We start from the raw sequence: 24,927 nt of genomic DNA, 5'->3' as shown, positions 1-24,927 counted from the left end.
AGCATCGATTATCTTGACGTCAAGATGAATGCTGCGTACCAAACAGGTATGGCAGAAGATCACGTCGATAGAATTTTGGCACAATGGACCCGGGAGCGTCCGGACCTGGATATTGGCCCCATGGGCCTGCTGGGCAGGCTGGCGCGGCTCTCGACCTATCTCGGCCGCGAGGTGGAGAAGACGTTTTCGCAGTTCGGATTATCGTCGGCGAGCTTCGACGTGCTGGCGGCGCTGCGCCGTTCCGGTCCGCCTTACCGGCTCTCGCCGGGCGACCTCCTGGCAACCACGATGATTACGTCGGGAACGATGACCAACCGCATCGATCAGCTGGAAAAGGCCGGTCTCGTCGAGCGGCTGACCCATCCGGAGGATCGCCGCAGCGTGCTGATCGCGCTGAAGCCGGAAGGGCTTGCGCTGGTGGAGCGCACAGTCACCGCCCATGTCGCCAACCAGCACCGGCTGACGGCGCTGTTGGAGCCGGATGAACGGGCGGCGCTGGATCGGATCATCAGGAAATATCTGGCTGCGTTCGAGTAAAATTTAGCAGGCGAGGTCGGCCACCACCGCATCGAGGATCAGCATGCCGGCCGGGGTGCAGCGCAGGCGCGAATTGCCCAGGCGCTCGATGAAACCATGTTCGATCAGGAACTGTTCACGGTCCGGATCCGGTTCGCGGCCGGACAGGTCCTGCCAGCGCACGAGATCGATGCCTTCCTTGAGCCGCAGGCCCATCAGCAAAAGCTCGTCGGCCTGTTCGCCGTAGCCCAGCACTTCCTGATCCACCATGCCATGGCCATGATCCTCAACCAGCTGCAGCCAGTCTTCCGGCTTGCGCTCGGTTGCCGTGGCAATCTTGTTGCGGCCGCGCGTCAACCGGCCATGCGCACCCGGGCCGATGCCGGCATAGTCGCCATAGCGCCAGTAGGTGAGGTTATGGCGGCTTTCGGCGCCCGGTGCGGCGTGGTTGGACACCTCATAGGCAGGCATGCCGAACCCCTCAGTGATCTGCTGCGTCGCCTCATAGAGCACGGCGGAATGTTCGCCATCCGGAACGATCAGCTTGCCCGCCTTGTGCAGGCCGTAGAAGGGCGTGCCTTCCTCGATCGTCAGCTGGTAGAGCGACAGGTGATCGACGGCATAGGAGACGGCCTGTTTCAGCTCCTGCTCCCAGGCTTCGACGGTCTGGTTGGGGCGGGCGTAGATCAGGTCAAACGACATGCGCGGAAAGATATCGCGCGCCAGGCCGATGGCCTTCAGGGCGTCCTCGACATTGTGCAGCCGGCCGAGAAACTTCAGGTCGCGGTCGTTCAGCGCCTGGACGCCGAGCGAGACCCGGTTGACGCCGGCGGCGCGATAGCCGCGAAACCGCGTCGCCTCGACGCTGGACGGATTGGCCTCCATGGTGATTTCGATGCCGTCGGGCATATGCCAGAGATTGGCAATGCCGTCGAGAATGGCCTCAACCGTCGAAGGGTTCATCAGCGACGGCGTGCCGCCGCCCATGAAGATGCTGGTGACGGTGCGCGGGCCCGACATATGCCGCATCGCCGCCATTTCGGTGAGAAAGGCCGTGACGAAACGCGGCTGATCGACCGGCTGATGCCGCACATGGCTGTTGAAATCGCAATAGGGACATTTGGCAGCACAGAATGGCCAATGCACATAGACCCCGAAACCGGGCTCCTTGCTGTCGCCGATGGAAGAAAAAGTAGCCATTCTGTTTCAGGTCTTTCAGGCGCTTTGGCGCGGAGTTAAGGTCGTGTTGTCTGCATGTCTAGAGGCCGGAGACGCTGAGCGTCTCTCCCGTCCCTTATATGATTTGCTTCATCTTCTCTATGTCCGAAATCGGAGAGCTGCGTCACCCCCTCTGTCGGCGACGCCGGCATCTCCCCCGCAAGGGGGGAGATGAGCCGCAGGCTTTCGGGCAGCTAGGAAAAAGAATGATCTCCCCCCTTGCGGGGGGAGATGTCATGAAATGACAGAGGGGGTTAATTCACCTCGCATTCGGAACTATCCCCCTGTTCCCTTCAAGCACTCAAGCATGTCTCGGCAAAAAGCTTGAACGCGCGCGCCCGGTGCGACAGCGCCTCGGCATCGCCCGGCTTCCAGCCATGCTTTTCCTCGGCACTCATTTCGCCGAATGTGGTGTCGTAGCCGAGCGGTTGGAAGACCGGGTCGTAACCAAATCCCTGGCTGCCACGCGGCGGCCAGACGATATGGCCTTCCACCTCGCCCCGGAACAGCTCGACATGGCCATCCGGCCAGGCCAGGCAGAGCACCGAGACGAAGCGGCCGGTGCGCCGGTCAAAGGCAGTGGCGCCGGCGTCCTGGATGGCGGTCTCGACCTTTTCCATCGCCATGGCAAAATCCCGCGTGCCATCGGCGGTCTCGGCCCAGTTGGCGGTGTAGACGCCGGGATCGCCGTTCAGCGCATCGACGACAAGGCCGGAATCGTCCGAAAGGGCAGGCAGGCCGGAGGCTTTCGCCGAGGCCAGCGCCTTGATCGTGGCGTTTTCCTCGAAGGTGGTGCCGGTCTCGTCCGGCTCGACGAAGTTGAGATCGGCCGCCGACTTGGCTTCAAAGCCCATCGGGCCGATCAGATCGCGGATTTCGCGGATCTTGCCGGCATTGTGGCTGGCAACGATCAGGGTCTTGTCTTCAAGCTTGCGCATCTGCGTCTTTCTCAATCCGGCGGGCTTTTGCCCATTCGTGTCAGTCGATATTCCAAAGGCTGGCCTCGGCGCATTCCAGACTGTTTCCGGCGGGGTCGCGGAAATAGAAGGACCGCGCGCCCGATGGCCAGAGCACTTCGGTTTCGATCGCGATATCAGCGGTCTTCAGTTTGTCTTCCCAGGCCTGAAGCTTGCCCTTCTGCACCCGCAGGCACATATGGCCGTTGCCTCGCGTTCCATGCGGCGGAACCTGCAGTCCCTCTGCCGGCGGCGGCTTGACCGTCTCTGCCGGGTTGAAGATCAAAAGGACGCCGGGTCCGCAGCGGAAGAAGATATGCCGGTTGCCGGCGCGGCTGATTTTTTCAAGGCCGAGAACGGAGCCGTAAAACGCCTCCGCCGCATCGAGATCATCCACATAAAGTGCTGTTTCCAGAATGCCTTCAAACGTCAGCTTATCCATGCGAATTGCCCCTCACCCTAGCCCTTTCCGCGCTTGCGGGGAGAGGGGACGCCAGAGATTGCCGTCCGGTCCTTCTCCCCGTTAGGACAGGGAGAACGTGCCCGATAGGGCGGATGAGGGGCATTGTCCGCATGAACGCCTCAGCCCCCGATGGCCTGCTTCTGCATGGTGACCAGTTCTGAAATGCCGTTCTTGGCAAGGCCGAGCAGCGTGCCGAATTCTTCCTCCGAGAACGGCTTGCCTTCGGCCGTGCCCTGGATCTCCACGATGCCGCCCGAGCCGGTCATGACGAAATTGGCGTCGGTTTCCGCTGCCGAGTCCTCCAGATAATCGAGGTCGATCACGGGCTGGTTGGCAAAGATGCCGCAGGAGATCGCGGCGATATGGTCCTTCAGGACTTTCTCGACCTTGATCATGTTGCGGGCTTCCATCCAGGCGAGGCAATCGCGCAGCGCAATCCACGCGCCGGTGATGGAAGCGGTCCGGGTGCCGCCATCCGCCTGGATGACGTCGCAGTCGATCGAAATCTGGCGTTCGCCGAGTTCCTTCAGATCGACGACGGCGCGCAGCGAACGGCCGATCAGGCGCTGGATTTCCTGGGTGCGGCCGCTCTGCTTGCCGGATGCCGCCTCGCGCTTCATGCGCTCGCCGGTAGCGCGCGGCAGCATGCCGTATTCGGCGGTGACCCAACCCTTGCCGCTGTTGCGCAGCCATGGCGGCGTCTTTTCCTCCAGGCTCGCCGTGACCAGCACATGCGTGTCGCCGAACTTCACCAGGCACGATCCTTCTGCATGTTTGGAAACATTGCGCTCGAAGGAAACCTTGCGCATCTGGTCGGTTTTTCTGCCGGAAGGCCGCATCATGAACTCCTGTGATGTTTGTCAGCCTTCTAACCTATGTTGCGATGAAGGGAAATCATTTGCGCCAAAAGAGTGGCGGAGAGCCAAAAGCCGCTGTACGGCGGGCATTCCAGCCAATTTCTCTTTTGCTATCCGGGCTGGGATCACTATATTTCAATTGTCTTCAACAACATGGGTTCCCGCGTTCGAATGGTCCTGGATAAATCTGCAATGCGGGAAAGGCTTTCGGCGCTCGACGAGCGGTCGGGCGAAATTTTCCGTCGCATCGTGGAAAGCTATCTGGAAAGCGGTGAGCCGCTGGGGTCGCGCAGCCTGTCGCGCATCCTGCCAATGTCGCTGTCGCCGGCCTCCGTCCGCAACGTCATGAGCGACCTCGAAGAGCTCGGCCTCATCTATTCGCCGCATATCAGCGCCGGCCGCCTGCCGACGCAGAACGGTCTGCGCTTTTTCGTCGATGCCTTCATGCAGGTCGGCGATCTCTCCGCCGAGGATCGCGCCTCGATCGACCGGCATGTGCGCCGCGCCGATCGCGACCAGCCGGTCGAGACCTTGCTGAACGATGCCAGCCAGATGCTGTCGGGCATGTCGCGCGGGGCAGGGCTGGTGATCACCGCCAAGAATGATCCGGTGCTGCGGCATGTCGAGTTCGTGCGGCTGGCGCCCACCAAGGCGCTGGCGGTGCTTGTCGGCGAGCATGACCAGGTCGAAAACCGCATCATCGAGCTTCCGGCCGGCGTCACCAGCTCGCAGCTGACCGAAGCCGCCAATTTTCTGAACGCCCATCTCGCCGGGCAGACCCTGCCCGAGGTGCGCGGCCAGCTGGAAAAAGTCAAGGAAACCGTCCGGCGCGAACTCGATACGCTGAGCCAGGATCTGGTCGAGCGCGGGCTTGCCATCTGGTCGGGCAGCGAGGCGGATGACAAGCCGACGCAGCTGATCGTGCGCGGCCGCGCCAATCTTCTCGAAGGGCTGGCGGGTGCCGAGGATGTCGACCGGTTGCGCATGCTGTTTGATGATCTGGAAAAGAAGGACAGCCTGATCGAAATCCTCAATCTGGCCGAGAGCGGGCCGGGGGTGCGGATCTTTATCGGGTCGGAAAACAAGCTGTTTTCGCTGTCGGGCTCGTCGCTGATCGTCGCGCCCTACAGGGACGGCGACGACAAGATCGTCGGCGCCGTCGGGGTCATCGGCCCGACGCGGCTGAATTATTCGCGCATTGTGCCGATGGTGGACTATACTGCGCAATTGATGTCGCGTTTGTCGCGCTAACCGGCGCTGGATCGGCCGGTTTTTCCGGCAGCTTTCGATTGTACCCTTGATTTTTCGGCTTCAAAGCTCGATATCGAGACCAAATCCTAGACATGTTGACAGTGCGGAGACCGTCATGACCGACGATATGAACAAACACGGTGCGGAAGCGAACGCGGACGAAGCAGCTGCCGCCTATGCGGAAGCTGCCGATGAGCAGGTCGATGCTGCCGTTTCCGAGCCGGATCCTTTGGAGCTTGCCAAGGCTGAAGCGGCCGATATGCGCGACCGCTACCTGCGCCTGGCTGCGGAAATGGACAATCTGCGCCGCCGCACCGCCCGCGACGTCAAGGATGCCAAGTCCTATTCCGTCGCCGGCTTTGCCCGCGATATGCTTGCCGTTTCCGACAACCTGCGCCGCGCGCTCGATGCCATTCCGACGGAAGCCCGCGAATCCGGCGATGCCGGCTTCAACGCGCTGATCGAAGGCGTGGAGATGACCGAACGGGCCATGCTGTCGGCGCTGGAGCGCCACGGCGTCCAGAAGCTGGAGCCCGTCGGCCAGAAGTTCGACCCGAACTTCCACCAGGCGATGTTCGAAGTCCCGAACACGGAAGTGCCCAACAACACCGTCGTCCAGGTCGTTCAGGCCGGCTACACCATCGGCGAACGCGTCCTGCGCCCCGCCATGGTCGGCGTCGCCAAGGGCGGCCCGAAGATCGTTGCGGCGGAAGAAACACCGGCGGTTTGATCTTTACCCTCCCCTTGAGGGGGAGGGTCGGCACGTGAGTGCCGGGGTGGGGTGACGCTTCACGCGTCCCTGACGGTCACCCCCACCCGCCGCTTCGCGGCGACCTCCCCCCTCAAGGGGGAGGTGGGTTACCCAAACAACTGCTTCAGATGATCGTTCAGGAACCGCCCTTCCGGATCGAGCCTGTTGCGCAGCGCCTTGAAATCCCCGGCGCGCGGATAGAGCGCGTCCACGTCCCCGTTGCCTAGGAAATGCAGCTTGCCCCAATGCGGGCGGGAGCCGAATTGGCGCAGGATATCATCGACATCCTTCAGGTAGTTCCAATAGTCGGTGCCCGGCTGGCCGGAGACCGAGAGCGTGATCGAATCCTGCTCGAAGAACGGGCTGATCCAGCCGCCGTCGCCGGCGGTGAAGCGGTATTCGATGGGATAGATGCAGGTCGGGTGTTTCTCCAGCATCAGCTTGCGCACTTCGGTGCAGGCCTGCTTGCCGTATTGAACCGGCACGGCATATTCCAGCTCGTGGAAATTCGGCACATATTCGATCGGGTAGATTTCCGAGGAATAGGCGATCTTCTCGAACGCGCTTTCCATCGGCGGCGCATCGGTGATGTCGATCGTCTTCATTTCGCAGACATCGGACAGGCTCGCCGTGGTCGAGACGGAGGATGTATCCGGCAGGCAGTAGCAATGGCGGCTTTCCGGCACCGGGCACCAGAAGAAGCCAAAATGCCGGTGGTTGGCAGCCAGTTCGTCGTGTTGCTCCATGCATTCGTCGAAGGTGCAGCGCCACAGTTTTTCATGCAGATTATAGCTGTCCATCACCTGCAGGGTGATTTCGGAGATGACACCGAGCATGCCGATGGAAACGCGGGCGGCGTTCAGCATGTCCGGTTCGCTGTCGTCGATGGCGAGAATGCTGCCATCCGGCTGCACCAGCCGCATCCCGACGATCTGCGAGGCCATGTTGCCAAGCGTAAGCCCGGTGCCGTGCGTTCCGGTGGTGAGTGCGCCCGCCAGCGCCTGGCTGTCGATATCGCCCTGGTTGATCATCGACAGACCGCTGCGCTTCAAGGCCTTGCCGAGCGTGTTGATCGTCGTGCCGGCATGGACGGAGACGCGCTTGCGAGCCGTGTCGATATGGCTGATGCCCTGCAGGCCAGACAGCGTCAGATGCAGCCCGCTGGTCAGCGCCACCGGAGTGAACGAATGCCCGGAGCCGGCGCAGCGTACGTTCAGCCCGTTCGACGTTGCCTCGCGCACCATCTGAGCCAGCGCCGCCTCGCTATCGGGCGCGCCCCGGTGCCGGACGATGCACGATTGATTTCCCACCCAGTTGCGCCAGTGGCCGCCTGATTCCATCATGGTCCCGTTCTCCCCTTTGGTCTTCACATCGCGGTGAAGCAATTGTCGACGAACAGATGCGTGCCGTTGACGAAGCTGGATTCGTCGCTCGCCAGGAAAAGGGCCGCCTGCGCCACCTCCATCGGGTCGCACAGGCGGCCCTGCTGCGCGGCTATGGCCGCATCGGAAACATCGACGCCATATTTGGCCAGGCCAACCAGTTCGCGCTTGCCGTGGTCGGTGGCGATAAAGCCGGGGCAAACGGCATTGGAGCGGATGCCGCGGTCGCGGAACTCGACCGCAATGGCGCGCGCAAACATATGGCAGGCGCCCTTGGTCGTATCGTAGAGCACCTCCATCGGCGTCGCTGCCACGGCGGAGATCGAGGAGGTCGAGACAATGCTGCCGCCTCCGGCGGCCAGCATGCCCGGCAGCACGGCCTTGGTCATCAGAAACATCGAGCGCACATTGACGGCCATCAGCCGGTCCCACTCGTCCTCCCCGGTTTCCAGAAATGGCCCGACAGCCAGAATGCCGGCATGGTTGAAGAGCACCGTGATTGCGCCAAACGTGTCTTCGACCGCCTTGACCGCCGCCTTGACCTCTGAGGACACCGAGACATCAGCCGGTGCGAAGAAGGCCTCTCCACCCTCGGCGCGGATCTGGGCGGCAACCTCCTCCCCCTTGCTGCGCGGCAGATCGACAATGCCGACGCGGGCACCTTCACGGGCAAAAAGCTCAGAGGCGGCAAGGCCGCATCCGCCCGCACCGCCGCTGATCAACGCGGTCTTTCCTGCCAAACGTCCTGCCATGCCCGTCCTCCTCCATGTTGATTGAACGGGAGTATTGTCGAGCCATGAAGCCGTGTCGATATCTCTTCGAGCCCAGTCGGGTAATTTGTGGATGCCGGCCTGATCGCGTGATGAAAACGCAAAAAAACGCGACCCTGCGGCCGCGTTTCACGAAATCATTCCGGTTGTATCGGTCAGGCGGCGTTGGAGGCCTGGTCGTCACTGAGGAAGGCGTAGATGGCAGAGGCGGAATCCGTTGCGCGCAGGCGGGCGACCATTTCCGGATCGCGCAGCACGCGGGCAATCCGCGACAGGGCCTTCAGGTGATCGGCGCCCGCACCTTCCGGGGCAAGCAGCAGAAACACCAGATCGACCGGCTGGTCATCCAGCGCTTCGAAATCGACGGGCGATTCCAGCCGGGCAAAAATCCCGACGATCGACGAAAGATGGGCGAGCTTGCCATGCGGGATGGCAATGCCGTTGCCGACACCGGTCGAGCCCAGTCGTTCGCGCTGAAGAATGACGTCGAATATTTCCCGTTCGGGTAGATCAGTGATCTTGGATGCTTTTGCCGCCAATTCCTGAAGCAACTGCTTCTTGGAATTGGCCTTCATGGCCGGAAGTATCGCATTCTGCTGCAGCAAGCCTGCCAATGCCATTCTTTTGTCCTCGTTCGCAGGTAGAAACCGCATCGCCCGGCAAAATGCCGGACGGCGGCTCCATCCATCTTTCTCTCGGCGCTTTACCGGCGGACCGTCAACGGTCTTCCCTATGTAAACCACCAGAAAAAAGCAGACTGCCCCGAGCCGGCGAACCGGCCCGGGACGTCATCCACTTAGCTCTTTATATTGGCTGCGTCGATCCAGCCAATGTTTCCATCATTGCGTCGATAGACGATATTCAACTGTTCATTGCCAGGACTACGGAACATCAGAACGGGATCGTCAGTCATGTCGAGCGCCATAACGGCATTTGCAACAGACATCGTCTTCAGTTGTTTTGAACTCTCCGCCACGATCGTCGGTGCATAATTATCCGGAAGCTCGTCGTCTTCATCGGGCACTGAATCCATAACGGTGTAGGCTACTTCAGCAAATCCAGCATGGCCATTGCCATTGTGGTGGTCCTTGAGCTTCCGCTTGTAACGGCGGATGCGCTTGGCAATCCGCTCAGACGCTGCGTCAAACGCAGCTTGCGGGTCGTTCGCTTCGCCGCTCGCCTGCAAGGCAGCACCAGAATCGAGGTGAATCTTGCAATCGGCGCTGAAGCGGGATCCAGACTTTTCCACAGTGACTTGGCTTGAATATCCTCCGTCAAAATATTTGGTTACGGCTTGTTCTATCTGATCTTCGATCCGCAGACGAAACGTTTCGCCGATTTCCATATGTTTACCGGATACACGCACACTCATGGAGTTTCCTCTCTTTTCGTGATTTGCGTAGCCAGTCTATTCCAACCGCATCCGTCATCCAAGCACTTCACGCACGCAAAACAATTTTGCGCCAGAAAGCCCAGAATTTAAAGGGATATGCGTGAGCAGGCTCTATGTCCCATGCCCATTGCGGCCGCCTCATACTACCGGTTGTTGCTGGAGTCAATAAAACAGTTAAGAAAACAAGAATCCGGGGCCGAAAGCCTGCGGATTGCCGGGATATCGGGGATAATTATGGGCATCTGGCGTGGTTTCGGTCAAGCACTCCAAAGGATCAGGCAGACACCTTGGCGATCGCCTTTTTCTCTCTGCGGCGCTGAACGGAGGAGGCGATGTTCATCGCTTCGCGGTATTTCGCCACAGTCCTGCGGGCGATATCGACGCCGCCCTTCTTCAAGAGATCGACGATATCGTCATCCGAAAGAACGGCGTCCGGGCTTTCGAGCACGATCATGTTGCGGATGCGGTGACGCACGGATTCGGCCGAGTGGCTGTCGCCGCCCTCTGCCGATCCGATCGAGACGGTGAAGAAATATTTCAGCTCGAACAGTCCACGCGGCGTCAGCATGTATTTGTTGGAGGTGACGCGGCTGACGGTCGATTCATGCATCTTGATGGCATCGGCCACGGTTTTCAGGTTGAGCGGCCGCAGATGATCGACGCCGTTGATCAGAAAAGCGTCCTGCTGGCGCACGATCTCCGTCGCAACCTTCATGATCGTCTTGGCGCGCTGGTCAAGGCTGCGGGTCAGCCAGTTGGCGGTCTGCAGGCATTCGGTCAGGAAGGCTTGGTCGGCGCTGTTCTTCGGGGCATGCCGCGAGACCGTCGCGTAATAGGTCTGGTTGACGAGAACGCGCGGCAGCGTATCGGGATTGAGCTCCACGGCCCAACTGCCGTCCTGCGCCGGGCGAACGACGATATCTGGCATGATCGCTTCCGAAGGGCTTGCCTCGAAGCCGGTACCGGGCTTGGGGTCGAGCTTGCGGATTTCGGCGAGCATGTCGAGCAGGTCTTCCTCGTCCACGCCGCAGATCCGCTTCAGGCTGGTGAAGTCGCGCCGCGCCAGCAGTTCGAGATTGTCGAGCAGGGCGGCCATGGCGGGATCCAGCCGGTTGCGCGCCTTGAGCTGGATCGCCAGGCATTCGCTGAGCGTGCGGGCAAAAACGCCCGGCGGATCGAACTGCTGCAGGCTGTCGAGAACCCGCGCCACCTCCACCGTCGCGCATCCCAGACGTTCCGCCATCTCCGCGATGTCGGCATGCAGGTAGCCGGCTTCGTCGAGCTGGTCGATCAGGTGCTGGGCGATCAGAAGGTCGGCGGCGCCGTGGACGCTGAAGGGAACCTGCTCGTTGAGAAAATCGCGCAGCGTCACGCGGTTGGCGACGAAATCGTCGAGGTCATACCCCTCGCTGCTCTCGCCTTCGCCGCCGCCGGGCATGGACTTCCACTGGCTGAGCAATTCCGGCGCGTCGGCGCGCTGCGGCGCGGTGTCGTCTGGAAAGACATTCTCGAAATTGGCATCGAGCTGTTCGCTCATCCGTTCGCCGGTCGCAGAGGTCGCGCTGTCATAGACGTCGCCCAGCGGATCGAATGTTGCGCCGTCGGCATTGTCCCGATCGCTGCGATCATCCTGGGTGATATGCAGATCGTCCTTGCCATGCCGGTCGATTCCCGCCGGCGCATCGTCATTGGCGGCGAATTCAAGCAGGGGGTTCTTCTCGACTTCCAGCTCGATGAACTGGTTCAATTCAAAATGCGTCATCTGCAGCAGCTGGATCGACTGCATCAGTTGCGGCGTCATGGCCAGAGTCTGGCTTTGACGCAGGAAGAGGCTGGCTGAAAGTGCCATTCTGACGCAAAACTCCCCTTGATGATCGGAGCTGGCTCACATGTTTCGAGGGGGTGAAAATGCCAGTTCGTCAACTGGCCCAAAAATTGCGTATTAATGGGGTTTGGTCAAGCGGCAACCGGAAATAAGGTGAAGAAGGCCCGTGCCGCGCATTTTATGTGCAATCATCGTCTAATATGAGCGAATTGCACACATCCCGCCCGGATCGACGGCTCTCGATCGCGGACTGTCGACGGTCGTTTTTCGGCCTCAAAAACAATACCGCATTGCAGCATTTCCGGGCAGGCAAAATTTGCGCAATTCCGGGTGGTGGTCAAGAGAAACCTGTTCCAGAAGCGGCAGATTCTTACCTGCTGCCGCCGGTTTCATTCATCATGTGGCCGGATCGCGGCTTTAGAGGCTGAAATTGTCGCCGAGATAAAGACGGCGGACGTCCGGGTTGGTGACGATATCGTTGGCCCGCCCATGCGTCAGCACTTCGCCGGCATGGATAATATAGGCGCGGTCGATCAGACCCAGCGTTTCGCGCACATTATGGTCGGTGATCAGGACGCCGATCCCGCGTGAGGTCAGATGCCTCACCAGCGCCTGGATATCGGCAACCGAGATCGGATCGACACCGGCAAAAGGCTCGTCCAGCAGCATGAACGTCGGGTCGGTTGCCAGTGCACGGGCGATTTCGAGGCGCCGCCGTTCACCGCCGGACAGCGCAACGGCCGGCGATTTGCGCAAATGGGAAATGTTGAATTCGCCGAGCAATTCGTTAAGCTTGCTCTCGCGCCGCTCGCTGTTCTTGTCGTGAACCTCAAGCACGGCGCGAATGTTTTCTTCCACCGTCAGGCCGCGAAAGATCGAGGCTTCCTGTGGCAGGTAGCCGACCCCAAGGCGGGCGCGGCGGTACATCGGCATCGAGGTGACATCGTTGCCGTTGATCTCGATCGTGCCTTCATCGACCGGCACAAGCCCGGTGATCATGTAAAAACAGGTGGTCTTGCCGGCACCATTGGGCCCGAGCAGGCCGACGGCCTCGCCGCGGCGCACCACGAGCGACACGCCGTCTACCACGCGGCGTCCGCGATAGGCCTTCGTCAAGCCGCGCGCGATCAGCGTGCCCTCATAGCGCGCCTTGTCGACTGCGCGGGCAGGCGCGGCGGCTTCAGGCTTGACGCCCCGTTTGCGTTTTTGAAGAAAGGGAATGTTCACTTCGGCGTCTGCATCAATTCGTTTTCTGGGACTTCGGGTCGAGCTGAATCTGGACGCGGCCGCCACAGGCCTCCAGCTGTGCCTCGCCGGTATCCATCTGAACGTTCAGCTGGCAGCCGCTGAAGACGTTCTTGCCTTCCGACAGGACAACCTGCTTGCCCTTCAGCACCAGCGTCTGAGCCGTCATGTTGAACTCGCCGGTATCGGCTGTCGCCTGCTGGGTTCCCGATTGCAGGAAGACCTTCTGATCGACCTCGATGCGATCGATCTCGGCATTGCCGCCGGAAATCGAACCGCCACCTTTCTTGTAGAAAACCACCATCTTGCCGGCCTGCAGCGTCGTCGTTCCCTGAACGACCTTCACATTGCCGGTAAACATGGCCTTGCTTTCGGCGTCCTTGATTTCCAGCTTGTCGCTTTCGATCTGGATCGGTTCGTCGTTGGAAAGCTGCATGCCTTTCATCTTGCTGGTCGTCGCCTGGGCGGCGGCCGGAGACAGGGAGGCGCTGGCAAAAAGGCTTACAAGAATGACTGTTCCGGCAAGCCGAAAGGAAAAGGCTGAAATGGCCGACATATGTGCCCCGGTTTTCTAGTTTGCGGTTTTACGGATGGTTGCGGGATCGGCGACGACCTTCACCATGCCTTCAAATGTTACAATGCGTCCCTTATCCGTCATTCTCAGCGTCTGTGCAACAATGGAACCGCCCTTCATGCTGATTGCAATAGGCTTCTTCGTTTCCATCTCGCCGGCATTGATATCGAGATAGGCCGCCTCGAAATCGGCGACGAGCCCATTGTTCATGGTAATGCTGAAGGGAGCGTTCATATCCAGCGTATTGTGGCCGCGATCGTAGATGCCGCTGTTTGCCTCGACGGTGGCGATCAGCGTGTCATTGACGGGCATTTCCGCATGGATCGTTTCAAGGGTGATGATGTCGGGATTGGCAATATCCTGCAGCGCCCGCTTGGCTTTCATCGAATAGCTGATGTCCTGCTTGTTGCGCCCGGAAATCGCCGGGTTCTGCATGACGATCTTGCCGTTTTCGATCGTGGCATTCTCGATCTGCAGGCTTTCCGGCAAAAAGGCCCTGACCACGGAAACAGCGACGAAAATGGCGCCGATCAGCACCGCGATCAGCGGCAGCATGATCTTCAGCCGCCTGACACGCCGCGAATGGCGTGAAGCAACCGTGTAAGCGTCGGTCAGAACCGGCCCTGAATGCGGCAAGGCGCCAGAAAATTGCACGTCATTCAGCATGAAATAAAACCCGTTATTCAAATGCATCGCGGCGCAATGGCGCGCAGGCCCCGTCTGTCGAGCGATGTGAGTGAGCCTGAATATGGAGATTTTTTTGTTCCACCACAATGTAAGGCGCGAATTTTGTTCTGGCCGGGTTACAACGGGCGTGCGCTGCGGTTATTGAACTGTGCGTTTGCGTAGGCCGCGACACCACTTTTGCAGCCGGGGCGATGTGCCCTGGCGCGCGTCAACAGGAGAAAAGATCATGGATCAGCTTGCCATCGCCGACCGGCGCCAGCTGCGGCGGAAGCTCGGTTTCTGGCGGCTTGTGTCCATCGCCCTCGTGCTTTGCGCAGGCATTGCCGCTTATTTTTATTCCGGAGCGGGCGGGAAGGGTGGCCTCAGCCAGCCGCATATTGCCCGCGTCGATATTTCCGGCATCATCCAGGATGATCGCGAACTGCTGGACCGGCTGAACACCATCGCCGAAACCGATGCGGTCAAGGCGCTGGTCGTTACCATCTCCTCGCCGGGTGGCACCACATATGGCGGCGAAGTGCTGTTCAAGGCCATCCGCAAGGTCGCGGCAAAGAAGCCGGTCGTCTCCGATGTTCGCACATTAGCGGCCTCCGCCGGCTATATGATTGCCCTTGCCGGCGACCGCATCGTGGCGGGCGACAGCTCGATCACCGGCTCCATCGGGGTGATCTTCCAATATCCGCAGTTCAAGAACCTGATGGACAAGATCGGCGTCTCGCTGGAGGAAATCAAATCCGCGCCGCTGAAGGCCGAGCCGTCGCCGTTCCATCCGCCCAGCGACGATGCCAAGGCCGTGATCCAGGCCATGATCGACGACAGCTTCAACTGGTTCGTCGATCTCGTCGCCGATCGCCGCCAGATGCCGCGTGAAGAGGCACTCAAGCTTGCCGATGGGCGCATCTTTACCGGCCGCCAGGCGCTGAAACTCAAGCTGATTGACGAACTCGGCGGCGATGACGAGATCCGCGCCTTCCTCGACAGCCGCAAGGTTGGCAAGGAACTCGACGTCATCAACTGGAAAGCCCCCAGTTCGTCCCTGCCGTTCGGGCTCGGATCGGCGGCCGCCGCCGTGGCCAAATCATTGGGATATGACGCTTTTCCGTCTTTCGGCGCGCTCGAAAAATTGGGTCGCGAGAAGTTGTTTCTTGACGGTCTTGTTTCCGTTTGGCAGGTTGGCGGCGACTGAAAAGACGCGATGGCCTTTTGTATGCCGTTTTTGGAGGATTGAAAACGGCATGCACCTTTGCACAAGAGGTGGACAAGGCCGTCTTATGGGCTTAACGCTTTAAGATCACATGCAAATTCACAACAGGGGGCGACAGTGATCAAGTCAGAACTGGTGCAGATTGTTGCGGCACGCAACCCGCATCTCTATCACCGTGACGTCGAAAATATCGTCAATGCGGTTCTCGATGAGATCACAGATGCGCTGGCGGGAGGAAATCGGGTCGAATTGCGCGGTTTCGGCGCGTTTTCGGTGAAAAACCGGCCGTCGCGGTCCGGCCGCAACCCGCGCACCGGCGACAGCGTGTTCGTCGAGGAAAAATGGGTCCCTTTCTTCAAAACCGGCAAGGAATTGCGCGAGCGCCTTAATCCTGGCGCCGACGACGAAGATGATGAGTGAGACGTCCGCCCGGTGAAAACGCCGGGCAGACTGCTTGACGGAGACAGGCAATGATGATGAAGAAGCTGTTGAATATCGTGGTGCTGGTTCCGGTCGCCATCATTCTGATCGTGCTGTCGGTCGCCAACCGGCAGACGGTGACGCTGGCGCTCAATCCGTTCAACCCCACCGACAGCGTGCTGTCAGCCTCCGCTCCCTTCTTCGTCTTCCTGTTTCTCGCCGTCATCTTCGGCATGATCGTCGGTTCGCTGACCACATGGTTCACGCAGGGGAAATATCGCAAGCGGGCGCGCAACGAGGCGCATGAAGCCGTCAAATGGCATGCGGAGGCCGAAAAGCACCGCACCCGCGCCGAAACCATCGCCTCGCAGACGCTGCTTCCGGCCTCGTCCAAGTAAGTCCAACAGGGCAAGTAAGGTTTGAGCGGGATTGCCGGTCAGGCGTCCCGCATCGCCTTGGCGCGCGCCGCATCGCCAAAATCCGCAAAGAACTTTGCCGCATGCTTGCTGGCGCTCGAGCCGACAAGGCGCGATCCGAGTTTTGCGAGCTTGCCGCCGATTTCCGCACTGGCCTCGTAGGCAAGGATTGTGTCTTCGCCGTCGGGCGTAAGCGTCACATCCGCGCGGCCTTTCGCCAGCCCGGCAATGCCGCCGGTACTTTCCCCACTCAGGGTGTAGCTATGCGGCGCATCCACATTCGAGAGCGTCATAGAACCGGAAAAGGTCATCGGGATCGGCCCGATCCGCACCTTGAGCGTGGCCGTGAAATCCGTTGCCGAGTGGCGTTCGATGGCCGTGCAGCCGGGGATGCATCCTTTGAGCACGTCGGGATCGTTGAGCGCTGCCCAGACGAGGTCGCGGGGTGCGGCGATGCGTTCTTCCCCCTTCATTTCCATTGGCATTGTCTCCCTGCGGCCGTGTCACGATTGTATCTCAGATAGGAAACAGCTTTGCCAACAGAAAGAGCGGTGCTATTTGCAGCCTTTGAACCATGACAGCTGACGGACGAAACGGCGTGAAAGATAAAGATAGACGGCCAAAAGGCAAAGCCGCACCGGCAACGTCGTCGCGCGGCGTGCAGGGCCGCGCCGTGCAGGCGCCGGTGAGCCGGACGCAGCAACCGAAATATCAGCAGACACCAAGGCCCGCTGATGCCCGCCCGGCGTCCAAGGCTGCGCCGGAAAAGGTGCCGTCAAAGCCGGCGGTATCCGAGCCCGCGCCCCGAGCCGAGGTGAGGGTCCGCACCGGCGCCAAGCCGGACGAGCGCATTCCGATCATCCTGGAAACCAAGGGCGCGCGCGATTATCACCTGATTGATAGCGGCGACGGCCTGAAGCTGGAGCAATATGGGCCTTACCGGATCGTGCGCCCCGAAGCGCAGGCGCTCTGGCCAAGGACGCTGCCCGCGCATGTCTGGGACAATGCCGATTCGATCTTTACCGGCGATACCGATGAGGACGGCATGGGGCGCTGGCGCTTTCCGCGCCAGGCGCTTGGCGAGACATGGCCGATGCAGATCCTCGATGCCGAATTCTACGGCCGCTTCACCGCCTTTCGCCATGTCGGCGTCTTCCCCGAACAGCTGGCGCACTGGAGCTGGATGAAGGAGCAGACCGAGAAAGCGGGCCGTCCGCTGAAGGTGCTGAACCTGTTCGGCTATACCGGTGTCGCCTCGCTGATCGCTGCAAAGGCCGGTGCCGAAGTCACCCATGTCGATGCCTCCAAGAAGGCGATCGGCTGGGCGCGCGAAAACCAGGCGCTGGGCCGGGCCGACCATTTGCCAATCCGCTGGATCTGCGAGGATGCGATGAAATTCATCCAGCGCGAGGAGCGCCGTGGCAGCCGCTACGACATCATCCTCACCGACCCGCCGAAATTTGGCCGCGGACCCAATGGCGAGGTTTGGCAGCTCTTCGATCACCTCGCGTTGATGCTGGACATTTGCCGCGAAATCCTGTCGCCGGATGCCAAGGGTCTGGTGCTGACGGCCTATTCGATCCGCGCCAGCTTCTATTCCATCCACGAGCTGATGCGTGAGACAATGCGCGGGCGTGGCGGTGCGGTGGAATCCGGCGAGCTGATCCTGCGCGAAGGCGGCCTTGACGGCAACGAGCCGGGCCGCGCGCTGTCCACCTCTCTCTTTAGCCGCTGGGTGCCGAAATGAACGACTATAATCAGGGACCCCGCCGCGTCGGCCAGGTGAAGGAAGTCACCAGCCTTGCCAATCCGATCATCAAGGATATCAAGGCGCTGGCCAACAAGAAGGAGCGCGATGAAACCCGCTCATTCATCGCCGAGGGCCTGAAACTGGTCATCGATGCGCTGGATCTCGGCTGGACCATCAAGACGCTGGTCTATGCAAAAGCGGCCAAGGGCAAGACGCAGGTCGAACAGGTGGCGCTGAAGACGGTCGCAACCGGCGGGCTCGTGCTTGAGGTCAGCGAGAAGGTGCTATCCGCGATCACCCGCCGCGACAATCCGCAGATGGTCGTCGGCGTCTTCGAGCAGCGTTACGCCAATCTGCGTGACGTCAAACCGATCCTCGGCGAAACCTATGTGGCGCTCGACCGTGTCCGCGATCCCGGCAATCTCGGAACCATCATCCGCACGGCCGATGCCGCAGGCGCGTCCGGCGTCATCCTTGTGGGCGAGACCACGGATCCGTTTTCGCTGGAAACCGTACGCGCCACCATGGGCTCGGTCTTCGCCATGCCGCTGATGCGCGCCACCGTCGCCGAATTCGTCAAATGGCAGAAGGCGGCAAACGTTCAGCTTGCCGCCACGCATCTGGCCGGTGCCGTCGATTACCGCACCATCGACTACCGCAAGAAGCCGGTCGTGCTTCTGATGGGCAATGAACAGGCCGGCCTGCCGGAAGAGCTTGCCCGCGAAGCCACGGCACTTGCCCGCATTCCACAGCAGGGCCGGGCCGATTCCCTCAACCTGGCGATCGCCACCGGCATCATGCTGTTTGAGGCACGCCGCCATCTGCTGACGCTGGACGATAGAACCTGATGCAAAAATCCGCTCTTTTCTCGCGCCCGGTTCCGGTCGCAATCCTGATCGTTGTCGCCGTCCTGCTTGATCAGGCGATCAAGGCGGCCGTCGAGCTCTGGTTGCCCTATGGCGAAAGCGTTCCGGTTCTGCCGTTCCTGGCGCTGCACCGTGTCTATAATTACGGCGTCGCGTTCTCGCTTTTTTCAGGCGTGGAACGATGGGCGATCATCGGCCTGCGCATCGTCGTCGTGGCTTTTGTCATCTGGCTGTGGCGCAAGACACCGGCGGATCGTTTCCTGACGCATCTCGGCTATGCGCTGATCATCGCCGGCGCCATCGGCAATGTGATCGACGGGCTGGTGTTTGGCTATGTCATCGACTACGTGCTGTTTCACCTGCCGACATGGTCCTTTGCCGTCTTCAATCTCGCCGACAGCTTCATCACGATCGGGGCCGGCGCGATCATTTTGGATGAAATCCTGCATATGAAAAAGCAGGATCGCTAAAATCTTAGAGACCGGCTGAAGCCTATCAAAACGCTTGTCATGCTAGGCCAAGCGTCATGAGCGACCTGCCAAACCTGAGAAAACGGATTGCCACCGAGTTCAGCGCGCCGAAGCGGACGCTGGCAAGCCGGCGTGCGTCCGAAATGCCCCTGGCCGATGATCCGCATTCGCTGGAGCCGGAAGAGGGGTTCAGCGCGCCAAAAGAGCGTCATGCGGCTTTGAAACCGGCTTTGGCCGGTGCCGGGCTTCTGGGGTCCGCCGCCATTCTGGGCACCGGCATCGATGCCGGGTTCTATCTGCTTTCGGCGGGGCTCGCCGTGGCCGGTGTCAGCGGTGCTGCCCTGCTTCTCAAGGACTGGTACCGGGCGAGCACGCTACCTGCGGCGAGGGGACGGCTGCGGGAAGAAAAGGCCAGCGATAGCCGCTGGGAGCGCAGCGAGACGTCGCAGCTTCTTTCCACCATTCATGACGCGCTGGGCGATATCGCCATCATCCGCGAGCCGGGCGGCAAGATCGTCCAGGCCAATTCGGTGTTTTGCCGGATGACCGGGTGGCTGAAGCCGGAGGGACGTACGTGCGAAGCGCTGGGGATCGAGTTCGAGCCGGCATCGGCCCCCCATCGCTACCGCGTCCGCATCGCGACCGATGCAGGAACGAAAATATTCGACTGGCATGACGTGATCGCCCGCGAGCCGGCAAGCGGTACCTTCATGCTGCACAGCATTGCCCGCGATGTCACCGAGGAAAGCCGGATTGCCCGCGAAAGCGAGGAAGCCCGCCGCCGCGCCGAACATGCCAGCCAGGCGAAATCGCGGCTGCTGGCCACCGTCAGCCACGAAATCCGCACGCCGCTCTCCGGCATTCTCGGCATGAGCCATCTGATCAGCCAGACGCGGCTGACGAGCGAGCAAAAGAACTATCTGGCCGGCATGCGCCAGTCGGGCCATGCGCTGGTGCAACTGGTCGATGACCTCCTGGATTTCTCCTCGATCGAGGCCGGCCGGTTCCAGCTGCGCCCGGCGCCGGAACCGTTGCGCGAAACCATCGAAAGCGTCGTCGAGATGCTGTCGCACCGGGCGCATGAAAAGGGCATCGAGATCGGCGCCACGATCGCTGCCGATGTGCCGGGCCTGATGGATTTTGACGCCGCCCGCCTGCGCCAGGTGCTGTTCAACGTCGTCGGCAACGCGGTCAAGTTCACCCATACCGGCGGCGTTCTCGTCGGCGCCGCGCGGGAGGGCGAGACGATCGTCATCAGCGTCGATGATAGCGGCCCCGGCATGAACGCGCGCGAGCAGGCGCGGGTGTTCGATGAATTCGAGCAAGCGGGCACCCATGCCCAGCGCGCCGGTGGCGCAGGCCTCGGCCTTGCCATTTCCAGGCGGATCATGGAGGAGCACGGCGGCTCCCTGACCCTGTCCAGCATTCCCGGCACCGGCAGTACGTTCCAGATCCGCTTTCCGGCCCTCGGTTGCGATCTGTCCACCGCTTCGCTGGCCAGAAAAGACGTTTTGGGCATGTCGCGCGTGCTGGTCATGGCACCGGCCGGTCCGGCGTCCGCTGCGCTGTCTGCGACGATCCGGACGCTCGGGGGCTCCTGCGAGCGCGCCGAGACATTGGAGGGCGCACAGGCGGCGGCCGTAAAGGCGCTGTCGATGGGCTTGCCGCTGACCGACATTATCGTCGATCACCGCCATGCCGCGCAGTTCCGCCGGCTGCTGGCGCATATTCCGAGCCTGGAGCAGCAACAGCTCCGCAAGACCTATCTGATCAATCCTGAAGCCCGAAACGGCCGGCAGATCAACCAGATGGACGGTTACGATGCCTGGCTGATCAGGCCGCTGCGGGAAAAGTCTTTGGTCGAGGTTCTGCGCGGCCGCATGAAAGGAATGGAAGTGCGAGACGCCTTCAACGACAACCGCCCGATGCTGCGCGAGGTTCCGGCGCTGCGCGACAGGCCGGCCGAAGGCGGTGTGCTTCTGGCTGAGGATGATCCGGTCAATGCCTTCATGGTGCGCTCGGTTCTGGAGCGGGCCGGCCACACTGTCCGGGTTGTCGATGATTTCGGCGCACTTGCCGTCACCTTGTTCGACGCGCCGGCTGGCGCCCGCATCACCCCAGAATTGATCATCAGCGATCTGAACATGCCGGGTGGCGACGGTCTGTCGATGCTGGAGCGCCTGCGCCAGCATGAGCGCCAGGAAGGCGTAAAGCCCGTTCCGGTGATCATTTTGACATCCGATACGCAGCCCGATATGCGCCGGAAACTCCTGAGTGCTGGAGCAAGCGCCGTCCTGTCCAAACCCGCCGATCCGAAGGCGCTGACCGCCGAGATTGACCGGCTGCTTTCCCCGTGATTTTGACGGTTTTCTTGGGTGCCCGATGTCACTATCCTGTCGCAGAAACATGGTTTAAGCCGGACAGGATCAAAGCGACTAGGATGACGTACGATGACAATCGAAACTCTGGATCTGGTTGTGGTGGCTGAGCAGCCGCAAACCCGTGTCCGGGGCGTCAATGCTCCGGCGCATGACATACTTGGCCGTATCGGCAACCTGGAGACACGGCTTGCCCGCAACGCATCCGAGATCGATGCCGCGCAGGCTGTTCGCTACCGGGTGTTTGTCGAGGAAATGAAGGCGCAGATTCCGCAAGAGGCCGACCGCCGCAAGCGCGATGCCGATGCCTGGGATCTGGTCTGCGATCACCTTCTCGTGCTCGACACCGCGATCGAGGGTGACCCGGAAGACCAGATTGTTGGAACCTACCGACTTCTGCGCCAGGATGTAGCGGCCCGCACCGGCGGCTTTTATTCGGCTTCGGAGTTTTCGGTCGGCGCGCTGTTGGAGCGTCATCCAGACAAGAAGTTTATGGAGCTTGGCCGTTCCTGCGTTCTGCCGGAATATCGCACCAAGCGCACCGTCGAGCTTCTATGGCAGGGAAACTGGGCCTATGCGTTGAAATATGGCGTCGATGCCATGTTCGGCTGCGGCTCGTTTCCGGGCGTCATTCCTGAAGAGCACGCATTGGCTTTGTCCTTCCTGCATCACAACATGGTCGTGCGCGGCGAGTGGGACGTGTCCGCCCGTCCGGAACTGTTCCGCACCATGGACCTGATGCCGGTCGAAGCGATCAACATGCGCAAGGCGCTGGCCGCCCTGCCGCCGCTGATCAAGGGCTATATGCGGCTCGGCGCCATGGTTGGAAACGGTGCCGTGGTCGATCACGCGTTCCGCACCACCGACGTGCTGATCGTTTTGCCGATCACCAATATTTCCGGCCGCTACCTGAATTATTACGGCGCCGATGCCGGCCGTTTCGCGAGCTGACGGCTCGGGATCCAAAGATTACAGTAAGTTAACTTGACATAATTTAGCAAATATTAATACACGTTGCATGTTGATGGTGGCTTGTTGATGCGGTGTCAAATGCAGCGTGCCGGGTATTGAACTTGGGTATTTTTCATCAAGTCTGATATTGCGAGAAAAAAAGAACCCGCCTTGGATTTTGTCCAGGCGGGTTCTTTCATGTCAGAGACTTGGCTTAGCTATTGGCGTTATGCGCAGCAAGGGCAGCCATGTTGACGATGTCGGAATCCTTGGCCGACATCGAGACGATCTGGACCGACTTGTCGAGGCCGACGAGCAACGGGCCGATCACGGTCGATCCACCCAGCTCCTGCAGCATCTTGGTCGAGATCGATGCCGAATGGAAAGCCGGCATGACCAGAACATTGGCCGGGCCCGACAGGCGGCAGAACGGATATTGCTCCATCACCTTGGCATTCAGCGCCACATCGGCTGCCATTTCACCGTCATATTCGAAATCGACCCGGCGCTTGTCGAGCAGCTTGACCGCTTCACGCACCCGCTCGGAGCGTTCGCCGGACGGGTGGCCGAAGGTCGAATAGGCGAGGAGCGCCACGCGCGGCACGTAGCCGAGACGTTGTGCAAGACCCGCAGCCTCCTCGGCAATATCGGCCAGTTCGTCCGCAGACGGCATATCATGAACGGCGGTATCGGCAACCAGCACCGTGCGGCCTCGGCAGAGCGCCAGCGATACGCCGATGACCCGGTGACCGGGCTTCGGATCGATACAGCGGCGCACGTCCTCAAGGGCCGTGGAATAGTTGCGGGTAATGCCCGTCACCATGCCATCGGCGTCACCCAGCGCCACCATGCAGGCGGCGAAATGGTTGCGGTCGTTGTTGATCAGGCGCTGGGCGTCGCGAAACAGGTAGCCCTGCCGCTGCAGCCGCGCGTAGAGATAGTCCGTGTAGGCGCCGGTACGCTTGGAAATGCGGGCATTGACGAGCTGGATGCCCGGCCGGTCGAGATCGATGCCTTCGCGCTCCGCCGTTTCGCGCATCCGGTCTTCGCGGCCAAGCAGCATAGCGGTGCCGAGTTCCTGGTTGGCATAGGCGAGAGCCGAGCGCATCATCTGCACCTCTTCGCCTTCGGCAAAGACGATTCGCTTGGGCTGGCGGCGAACGCGCTCGTATATCCGCTGCAGCGTCGAGGCGATCGGGTCACGGCGGGCAGACAGCTGCCGTCCATAGGCGGCAAGATCGGGGATCTGCTTGCGGGCAACGCCACTTTCCATCGCTGCCTTGGCAACCGCAACCGGAATGGCCGAGATCAGGCGCGGATCGAACGGCACCGGAATGATATATTGCGGCCCGAAGCGCGGCCGGTTTCCCTGGTAGGCGGCGGCGACGTCATCCGGCACGTCTTCCTTGGCAAGGCTTGCCAGCGCCTGCGCGGCGGCGATCTTCATCGCCTCGTTGATTGTCGAGGCATGCACGTCGAGCGCGCCACGGAAGATATAGGGGAAGCCGAGGACATTGTTGACCTGGTTGGGATAGTCAGAGCGTCCGGTCGCCATGATCGCATCGTCGCGGATGCGCGCGACCTCTTCAGGGGTGATTTCCGGATCCGGATTGGCCATCGCAAAGATGATCGGCCGGTCCGCCATCGAGCGGATCATTTCTTCCGACAATGCGCCCTTCTGCGAAAGACCGAACACCACATCGGCGCCGTCCATGGCTTCCGTCAGTGTGCGGCGGTCGGTTTTCACCGCATGCGCCGATTTCCACTGGTTCATGCCCTCGGTGCGGCCCTGGTAGATCACGCCCTTGGTGTCGCACAAAATGATGTTGGCGGGATTGAACCCCATCGACTTGATCAGCTCGATACAGGCAATCGCTGCCGCACCCGCGCCATTGCAGACAAGCTTGGTCGTCTTGAAGTCGCGGCCGGTCAGCGTCAGCGCGTTGATCAGGCCGGCAGCGGCGATGATCGCGGTACCATGCTGGTCGTCGTGAAAGACCGGGATATCCATCACTTCGCGCAGCTTCTGCTCGATGATGAAACATTCCGGCGCCTTGATGTCCTCCAGGTTGATGCCGCCGAAGGAGGGGCCGAGGAAGCGCACGCAATTGATGAACTCGTCGACATTTTCCGTATCGACTTCAAGGTCGATCGAATCGACATCGGCAAACCGCTTGAAGAGCACCGCCTTGCCCTCCATTACCGGCTTGGAGGCAAGCGCGCCGAGATTGCCAAGGCCGAGAATGGCCGTGCCGTTGGAAATGACGGCGACCATGTTGCCGCGGGTCGTATAGTCATAGGCCTTGGAGGGGTCGGCGGCGATGGCCTTGACCGGCACGGCCACGCCCGGCGAATAGGCAAGCGACAGGTCGCGCTGCGTCGCCATCGCCTTGGTCGGCGATATCTCCAGTTTTCCGGGCCGGCCCTGCGAGTGGAAATCGAGGGCTTCCTGGTCCGTTACGCTGGTTGCGCTGCGACTGCTCTTCTCATTTTCAGCCATGGGTTCTCCAACCTGTTGTGGGCGACGGCTCTCCACAGCCGCTTTGGTGTTGTCTTCTATAAACGCGCGTGGATAGTGTGGCAC

The 24,927-nt window shown here is 60.9% G+C and carries 25 protein-coding genes; 11 read left to right on the top strand and 14 right to left on the bottom strand.

What is annotated here, in order from left to right; genetic code table 11:
- Positions 1 to 24: 24 nt before the first annotated feature.
- Positions 25 to 537, top strand: a complete 513-nt coding sequence (locus PYR65_RS20855; RefSeq protein WP_276119349.1) for a MarR family winged helix-turn-helix transcriptional regulator — start codon at positions 25 to 27, stop codon at positions 535 to 537.
- 3 nt (positions 538 to 540) lie between these two features.
- Here the strand turns inward: PYR65_RS20855 and hemW are convergent, their stop codons facing one another.
- From hemW to rph, 4 genes are all read right to left on the bottom strand, one after another.
- Positions 541 to 1,716, bottom strand: coding sequence for a radical SAM family heme chaperone HemW (gene hemW, locus PYR65_RS20850; RefSeq protein WP_276119348.1), 1,176 nt, complete (start codon positions 1,714 to 1,716; stop codon positions 541 to 543).
- Between the two features lie 311 nt (positions 1,717 to 2,027).
- Positions 2,028 to 2,672 carry an RdgB/HAM1 family non-canonical purine NTP pyrophosphatase gene (gene rdgB / locus PYR65_RS20845; protein ID WP_060638091.1) on the bottom strand — a complete coding sequence of 215 codons (645 nt, stop codon included), beginning with the start codon at positions 2,670 to 2,672 and terminating at the stop codon, positions 2,028 to 2,030.
- A gap of 40 nt (positions 2,673 to 2,712) precedes the next feature.
- Entirely contained in the window at positions 2,713 to 3,132 is a 420-nt protein-coding gene (locus tag PYR65_RS20840; RefSeq protein WP_276119347.1) for a VOC family protein, read from the bottom strand.
- Between the two features lie 140 nt (positions 3,133 to 3,272).
- Entirely contained in the window at positions 3,273 to 3,992 is a 720-nt protein-coding gene (rph, locus tag PYR65_RS20835) for a ribonuclease PH (RefSeq protein WP_060638181.1), read from the bottom strand.
- Positions 3,993 to 4,202: 210 nt separating this feature from the next.
- Here rph and hrcA point away from each other — a divergent pair, with 210 nt between their 5' ends.
- The gene (hrcA, locus tag PYR65_RS20830) at positions 4,203 to 5,261 is read left to right on the top strand and encodes a heat-inducible transcriptional repressor HrcA (protein ID WP_407951259.1); all 1,059 of its coding nucleotides are present in this window, start codon (positions 4,203 to 4,205) and stop codon (positions 5,259 to 5,261) included.
- Between the two features lie 115 nt (positions 5,262 to 5,376).
- Entirely contained in the window at positions 5,377 to 5,991 is a 615-nt protein-coding gene (grpE, locus tag PYR65_RS20825; protein WP_060638093.1) for a nucleotide exchange factor GrpE, read from the top strand.
- Between the two features lie 128 nt (positions 5,992 to 6,119).
- Here grpE and PYR65_RS20820 read toward each other — a convergent pair whose 3' ends face one another.
- The 8 genes from PYR65_RS20820 to lptC all read right to left on the bottom strand — a co-directional run bounded on the left by PYR65_RS20820 (position 6,120) and on the right by lptC (position 13,867).
- Positions 6,120 to 7,355 carry a D-arabinono-1,4-lactone oxidase gene (locus PYR65_RS20820; RefSeq protein WP_276119346.1) on the bottom strand — a complete coding sequence of 412 codons (1,236 nt, stop codon included), beginning with the start codon at positions 7,353 to 7,355 and terminating at the stop codon, positions 6,120 to 6,122.
- Between the two features lie 23 nt (positions 7,356 to 7,378).
- Positions 7,379 to 8,146: an SDR family NAD(P)-dependent oxidoreductase gene (locus PYR65_RS20815; RefSeq protein ID WP_060638095.1), complete on the bottom strand. Its 768-nt coding sequence runs from the start codon at positions 8,144 to 8,146 to the stop codon at positions 7,379 to 7,381.
- Between the two features lie 173 nt (positions 8,147 to 8,319).
- A complete protein-coding gene (ptsN, locus tag PYR65_RS20810; protein ID WP_060638096.1) occupies positions 8,320 to 8,784 on the bottom strand; it encodes a PTS IIA-like nitrogen regulatory protein PtsN in 465 nt (154 codons plus the stop codon).
- 176 nt (positions 8,785 to 8,960) lie between these two features.
- Complete coding sequence (gene hpf, locus PYR65_RS20805) at positions 8,961 to 9,536, bottom strand: ribosome hibernation-promoting factor, HPF/YfiA family (RefSeq protein WP_060500852.1); 576 nt, start codon at positions 9,534 to 9,536, stop codon at positions 8,961 to 8,963.
- A 295-nt stretch (positions 9,537 to 9,831) separates the two neighbouring features.
- Entirely contained in the window at positions 9,832 to 11,358 is a 1,527-nt protein-coding gene (gene rpoN, locus PYR65_RS20800) for an RNA polymerase factor sigma-54 (RefSeq protein WP_456238696.1), read from the bottom strand.
- 441 nt (positions 11,359 to 11,799) lie between these two features.
- Positions 11,800 to 12,609, bottom strand: coding sequence for an LPS export ABC transporter ATP-binding protein (lptB, locus tag PYR65_RS20795; RefSeq protein ID WP_060638098.1), 810 nt, complete (start codon positions 12,607 to 12,609; stop codon positions 11,800 to 11,802).
- Between the two features lie 13 nt (positions 12,610 to 12,622).
- Positions 12,623 to 13,183 (bottom strand): LptA/OstA family protein, encoded by a 561-nt coding sequence (locus PYR65_RS20790; protein WP_276119344.1) that lies wholly within the window; start codon positions 13,181 to 13,183, stop codon positions 12,623 to 12,625.
- A gap of 15 nt (positions 13,184 to 13,198) precedes the next feature.
- Positions 13,199 to 13,867 (bottom strand): LPS export ABC transporter periplasmic protein LptC, encoded by a 669-nt coding sequence (lptC, locus tag PYR65_RS20785; protein ID WP_060638100.1) that lies wholly within the window; start codon positions 13,865 to 13,867, stop codon positions 13,199 to 13,201.
- A gap of 247 nt (positions 13,868 to 14,114) precedes the next feature.
- On the opposite strand from lptC, the gene sppA reads away from it, so the two are divergent.
- From sppA to PYR65_RS20770, 3 genes are all read left to right on the top strand, one after another.
- On the top strand, positions 14,115 to 15,074 hold the full coding sequence (sppA, locus tag PYR65_RS20780) for a signal peptide peptidase SppA (RefSeq protein ID WP_276119343.1): 960 nt from the start codon (positions 14,115 to 14,117) through the stop codon (positions 15,072 to 15,074).
- Between the two features lie 135 nt (positions 15,075 to 15,209).
- A complete protein-coding gene (locus PYR65_RS20775) occupies positions 15,210 to 15,512 on the top strand; it encodes an integration host factor subunit beta (RefSeq protein WP_037104485.1) in 303 nt (100 codons plus the stop codon).
- Positions 15,513 to 15,565: 53 nt separating this feature from the next.
- Positions 15,566 to 15,910 (top strand): DUF1049 domain-containing protein, encoded by a 345-nt coding sequence (locus PYR65_RS20770; RefSeq protein ID WP_060638183.1) that lies wholly within the window; start codon positions 15,566 to 15,568, stop codon positions 15,908 to 15,910.
- Between the two features lie 38 nt (positions 15,911 to 15,948).
- On the opposite strand, the gene PYR65_RS20765 is transcribed toward PYR65_RS20770, so the two are convergent.
- Entirely contained in the window at positions 15,949 to 16,407 is a 459-nt protein-coding gene (locus PYR65_RS20765) for a CoxG family protein (protein WP_276119342.1), read from the bottom strand.
- Positions 16,408 to 16,697: 290 nt separating this feature from the next.
- On the opposite strand from PYR65_RS20765, the gene PYR65_RS20760 reads away from it, so the two are divergent.
- The 5 genes from PYR65_RS20760 to PYR65_RS20740 all read left to right on the top strand — a co-directional run bounded on the left by PYR65_RS20760 (position 16,698) and on the right by PYR65_RS20740 (position 22,343).
- Positions 16,698 to 17,675 (top strand): class I SAM-dependent rRNA methyltransferase, encoded by a 978-nt coding sequence (locus tag PYR65_RS20760; RefSeq protein ID WP_276121122.1) that lies wholly within the window; start codon positions 16,698 to 16,700, stop codon positions 17,673 to 17,675.
- The gene (locus PYR65_RS20755; RefSeq protein WP_060638104.1) at positions 17,672 to 18,526 is read left to right on the top strand and encodes a TrmH family RNA methyltransferase; all 855 of its coding nucleotides are present in this window, start codon (positions 17,672 to 17,674) and stop codon (positions 18,524 to 18,526) included. The genes PYR65_RS20760 and PYR65_RS20755 overlap by 4 nt, the downstream gene beginning before the upstream one ends.
- A complete protein-coding gene (gene lspA, locus PYR65_RS20750; protein WP_407951258.1) occupies positions 18,526 to 19,014 on the top strand; it encodes a signal peptidase II in 489 nt (162 codons plus the stop codon). The genes PYR65_RS20755 and lspA overlap by 1 nt, the downstream gene beginning before the upstream one ends.
- A 56-nt stretch (positions 19,015 to 19,070) precedes the next feature.
- On the top strand, positions 19,071 to 21,371 hold the full coding sequence (locus PYR65_RS20745) for a PAS domain-containing hybrid sensor histidine kinase/response regulator (protein WP_276119341.1): 2,301 nt from the start codon (positions 19,071 to 19,073) through the stop codon (positions 21,369 to 21,371).
- A gap of 93 nt (positions 21,372 to 21,464) precedes the next feature.
- Positions 21,465 to 22,343, top strand: a complete 879-nt coding sequence (locus PYR65_RS20740) for a GNAT family N-acetyltransferase (protein WP_060638107.1) — start codon at positions 21,465 to 21,467, stop codon at positions 22,341 to 22,343.
- 214 nt (positions 22,344 to 22,557) lie between these two features.
- Here PYR65_RS20740 and PYR65_RS20735 read toward each other — a convergent pair whose 3' ends face one another.
- A complete protein-coding gene (locus PYR65_RS20735) occupies positions 22,558 to 24,843 on the bottom strand; it encodes an NADP-dependent malic enzyme (RefSeq protein WP_276119340.1) in 2,286 nt (761 codons plus the stop codon).
- Positions 24,844 to 24,927 lie beyond the last annotated feature (84 nt).

The organism is Pararhizobium qamdonense, from assembly GCF_029277445.1.
GTDB classification, from domain to species: domain Bacteria; phylum Pseudomonadota; class Alphaproteobacteria; order Rhizobiales; family Rhizobiaceae; genus Pararhizobium; species Pararhizobium qamdonense.
The sequence above is the reverse complement of the archived record's forward strand: the minus strand, read 5'-3'. Positions and strand labels throughout refer to the sequence as shown.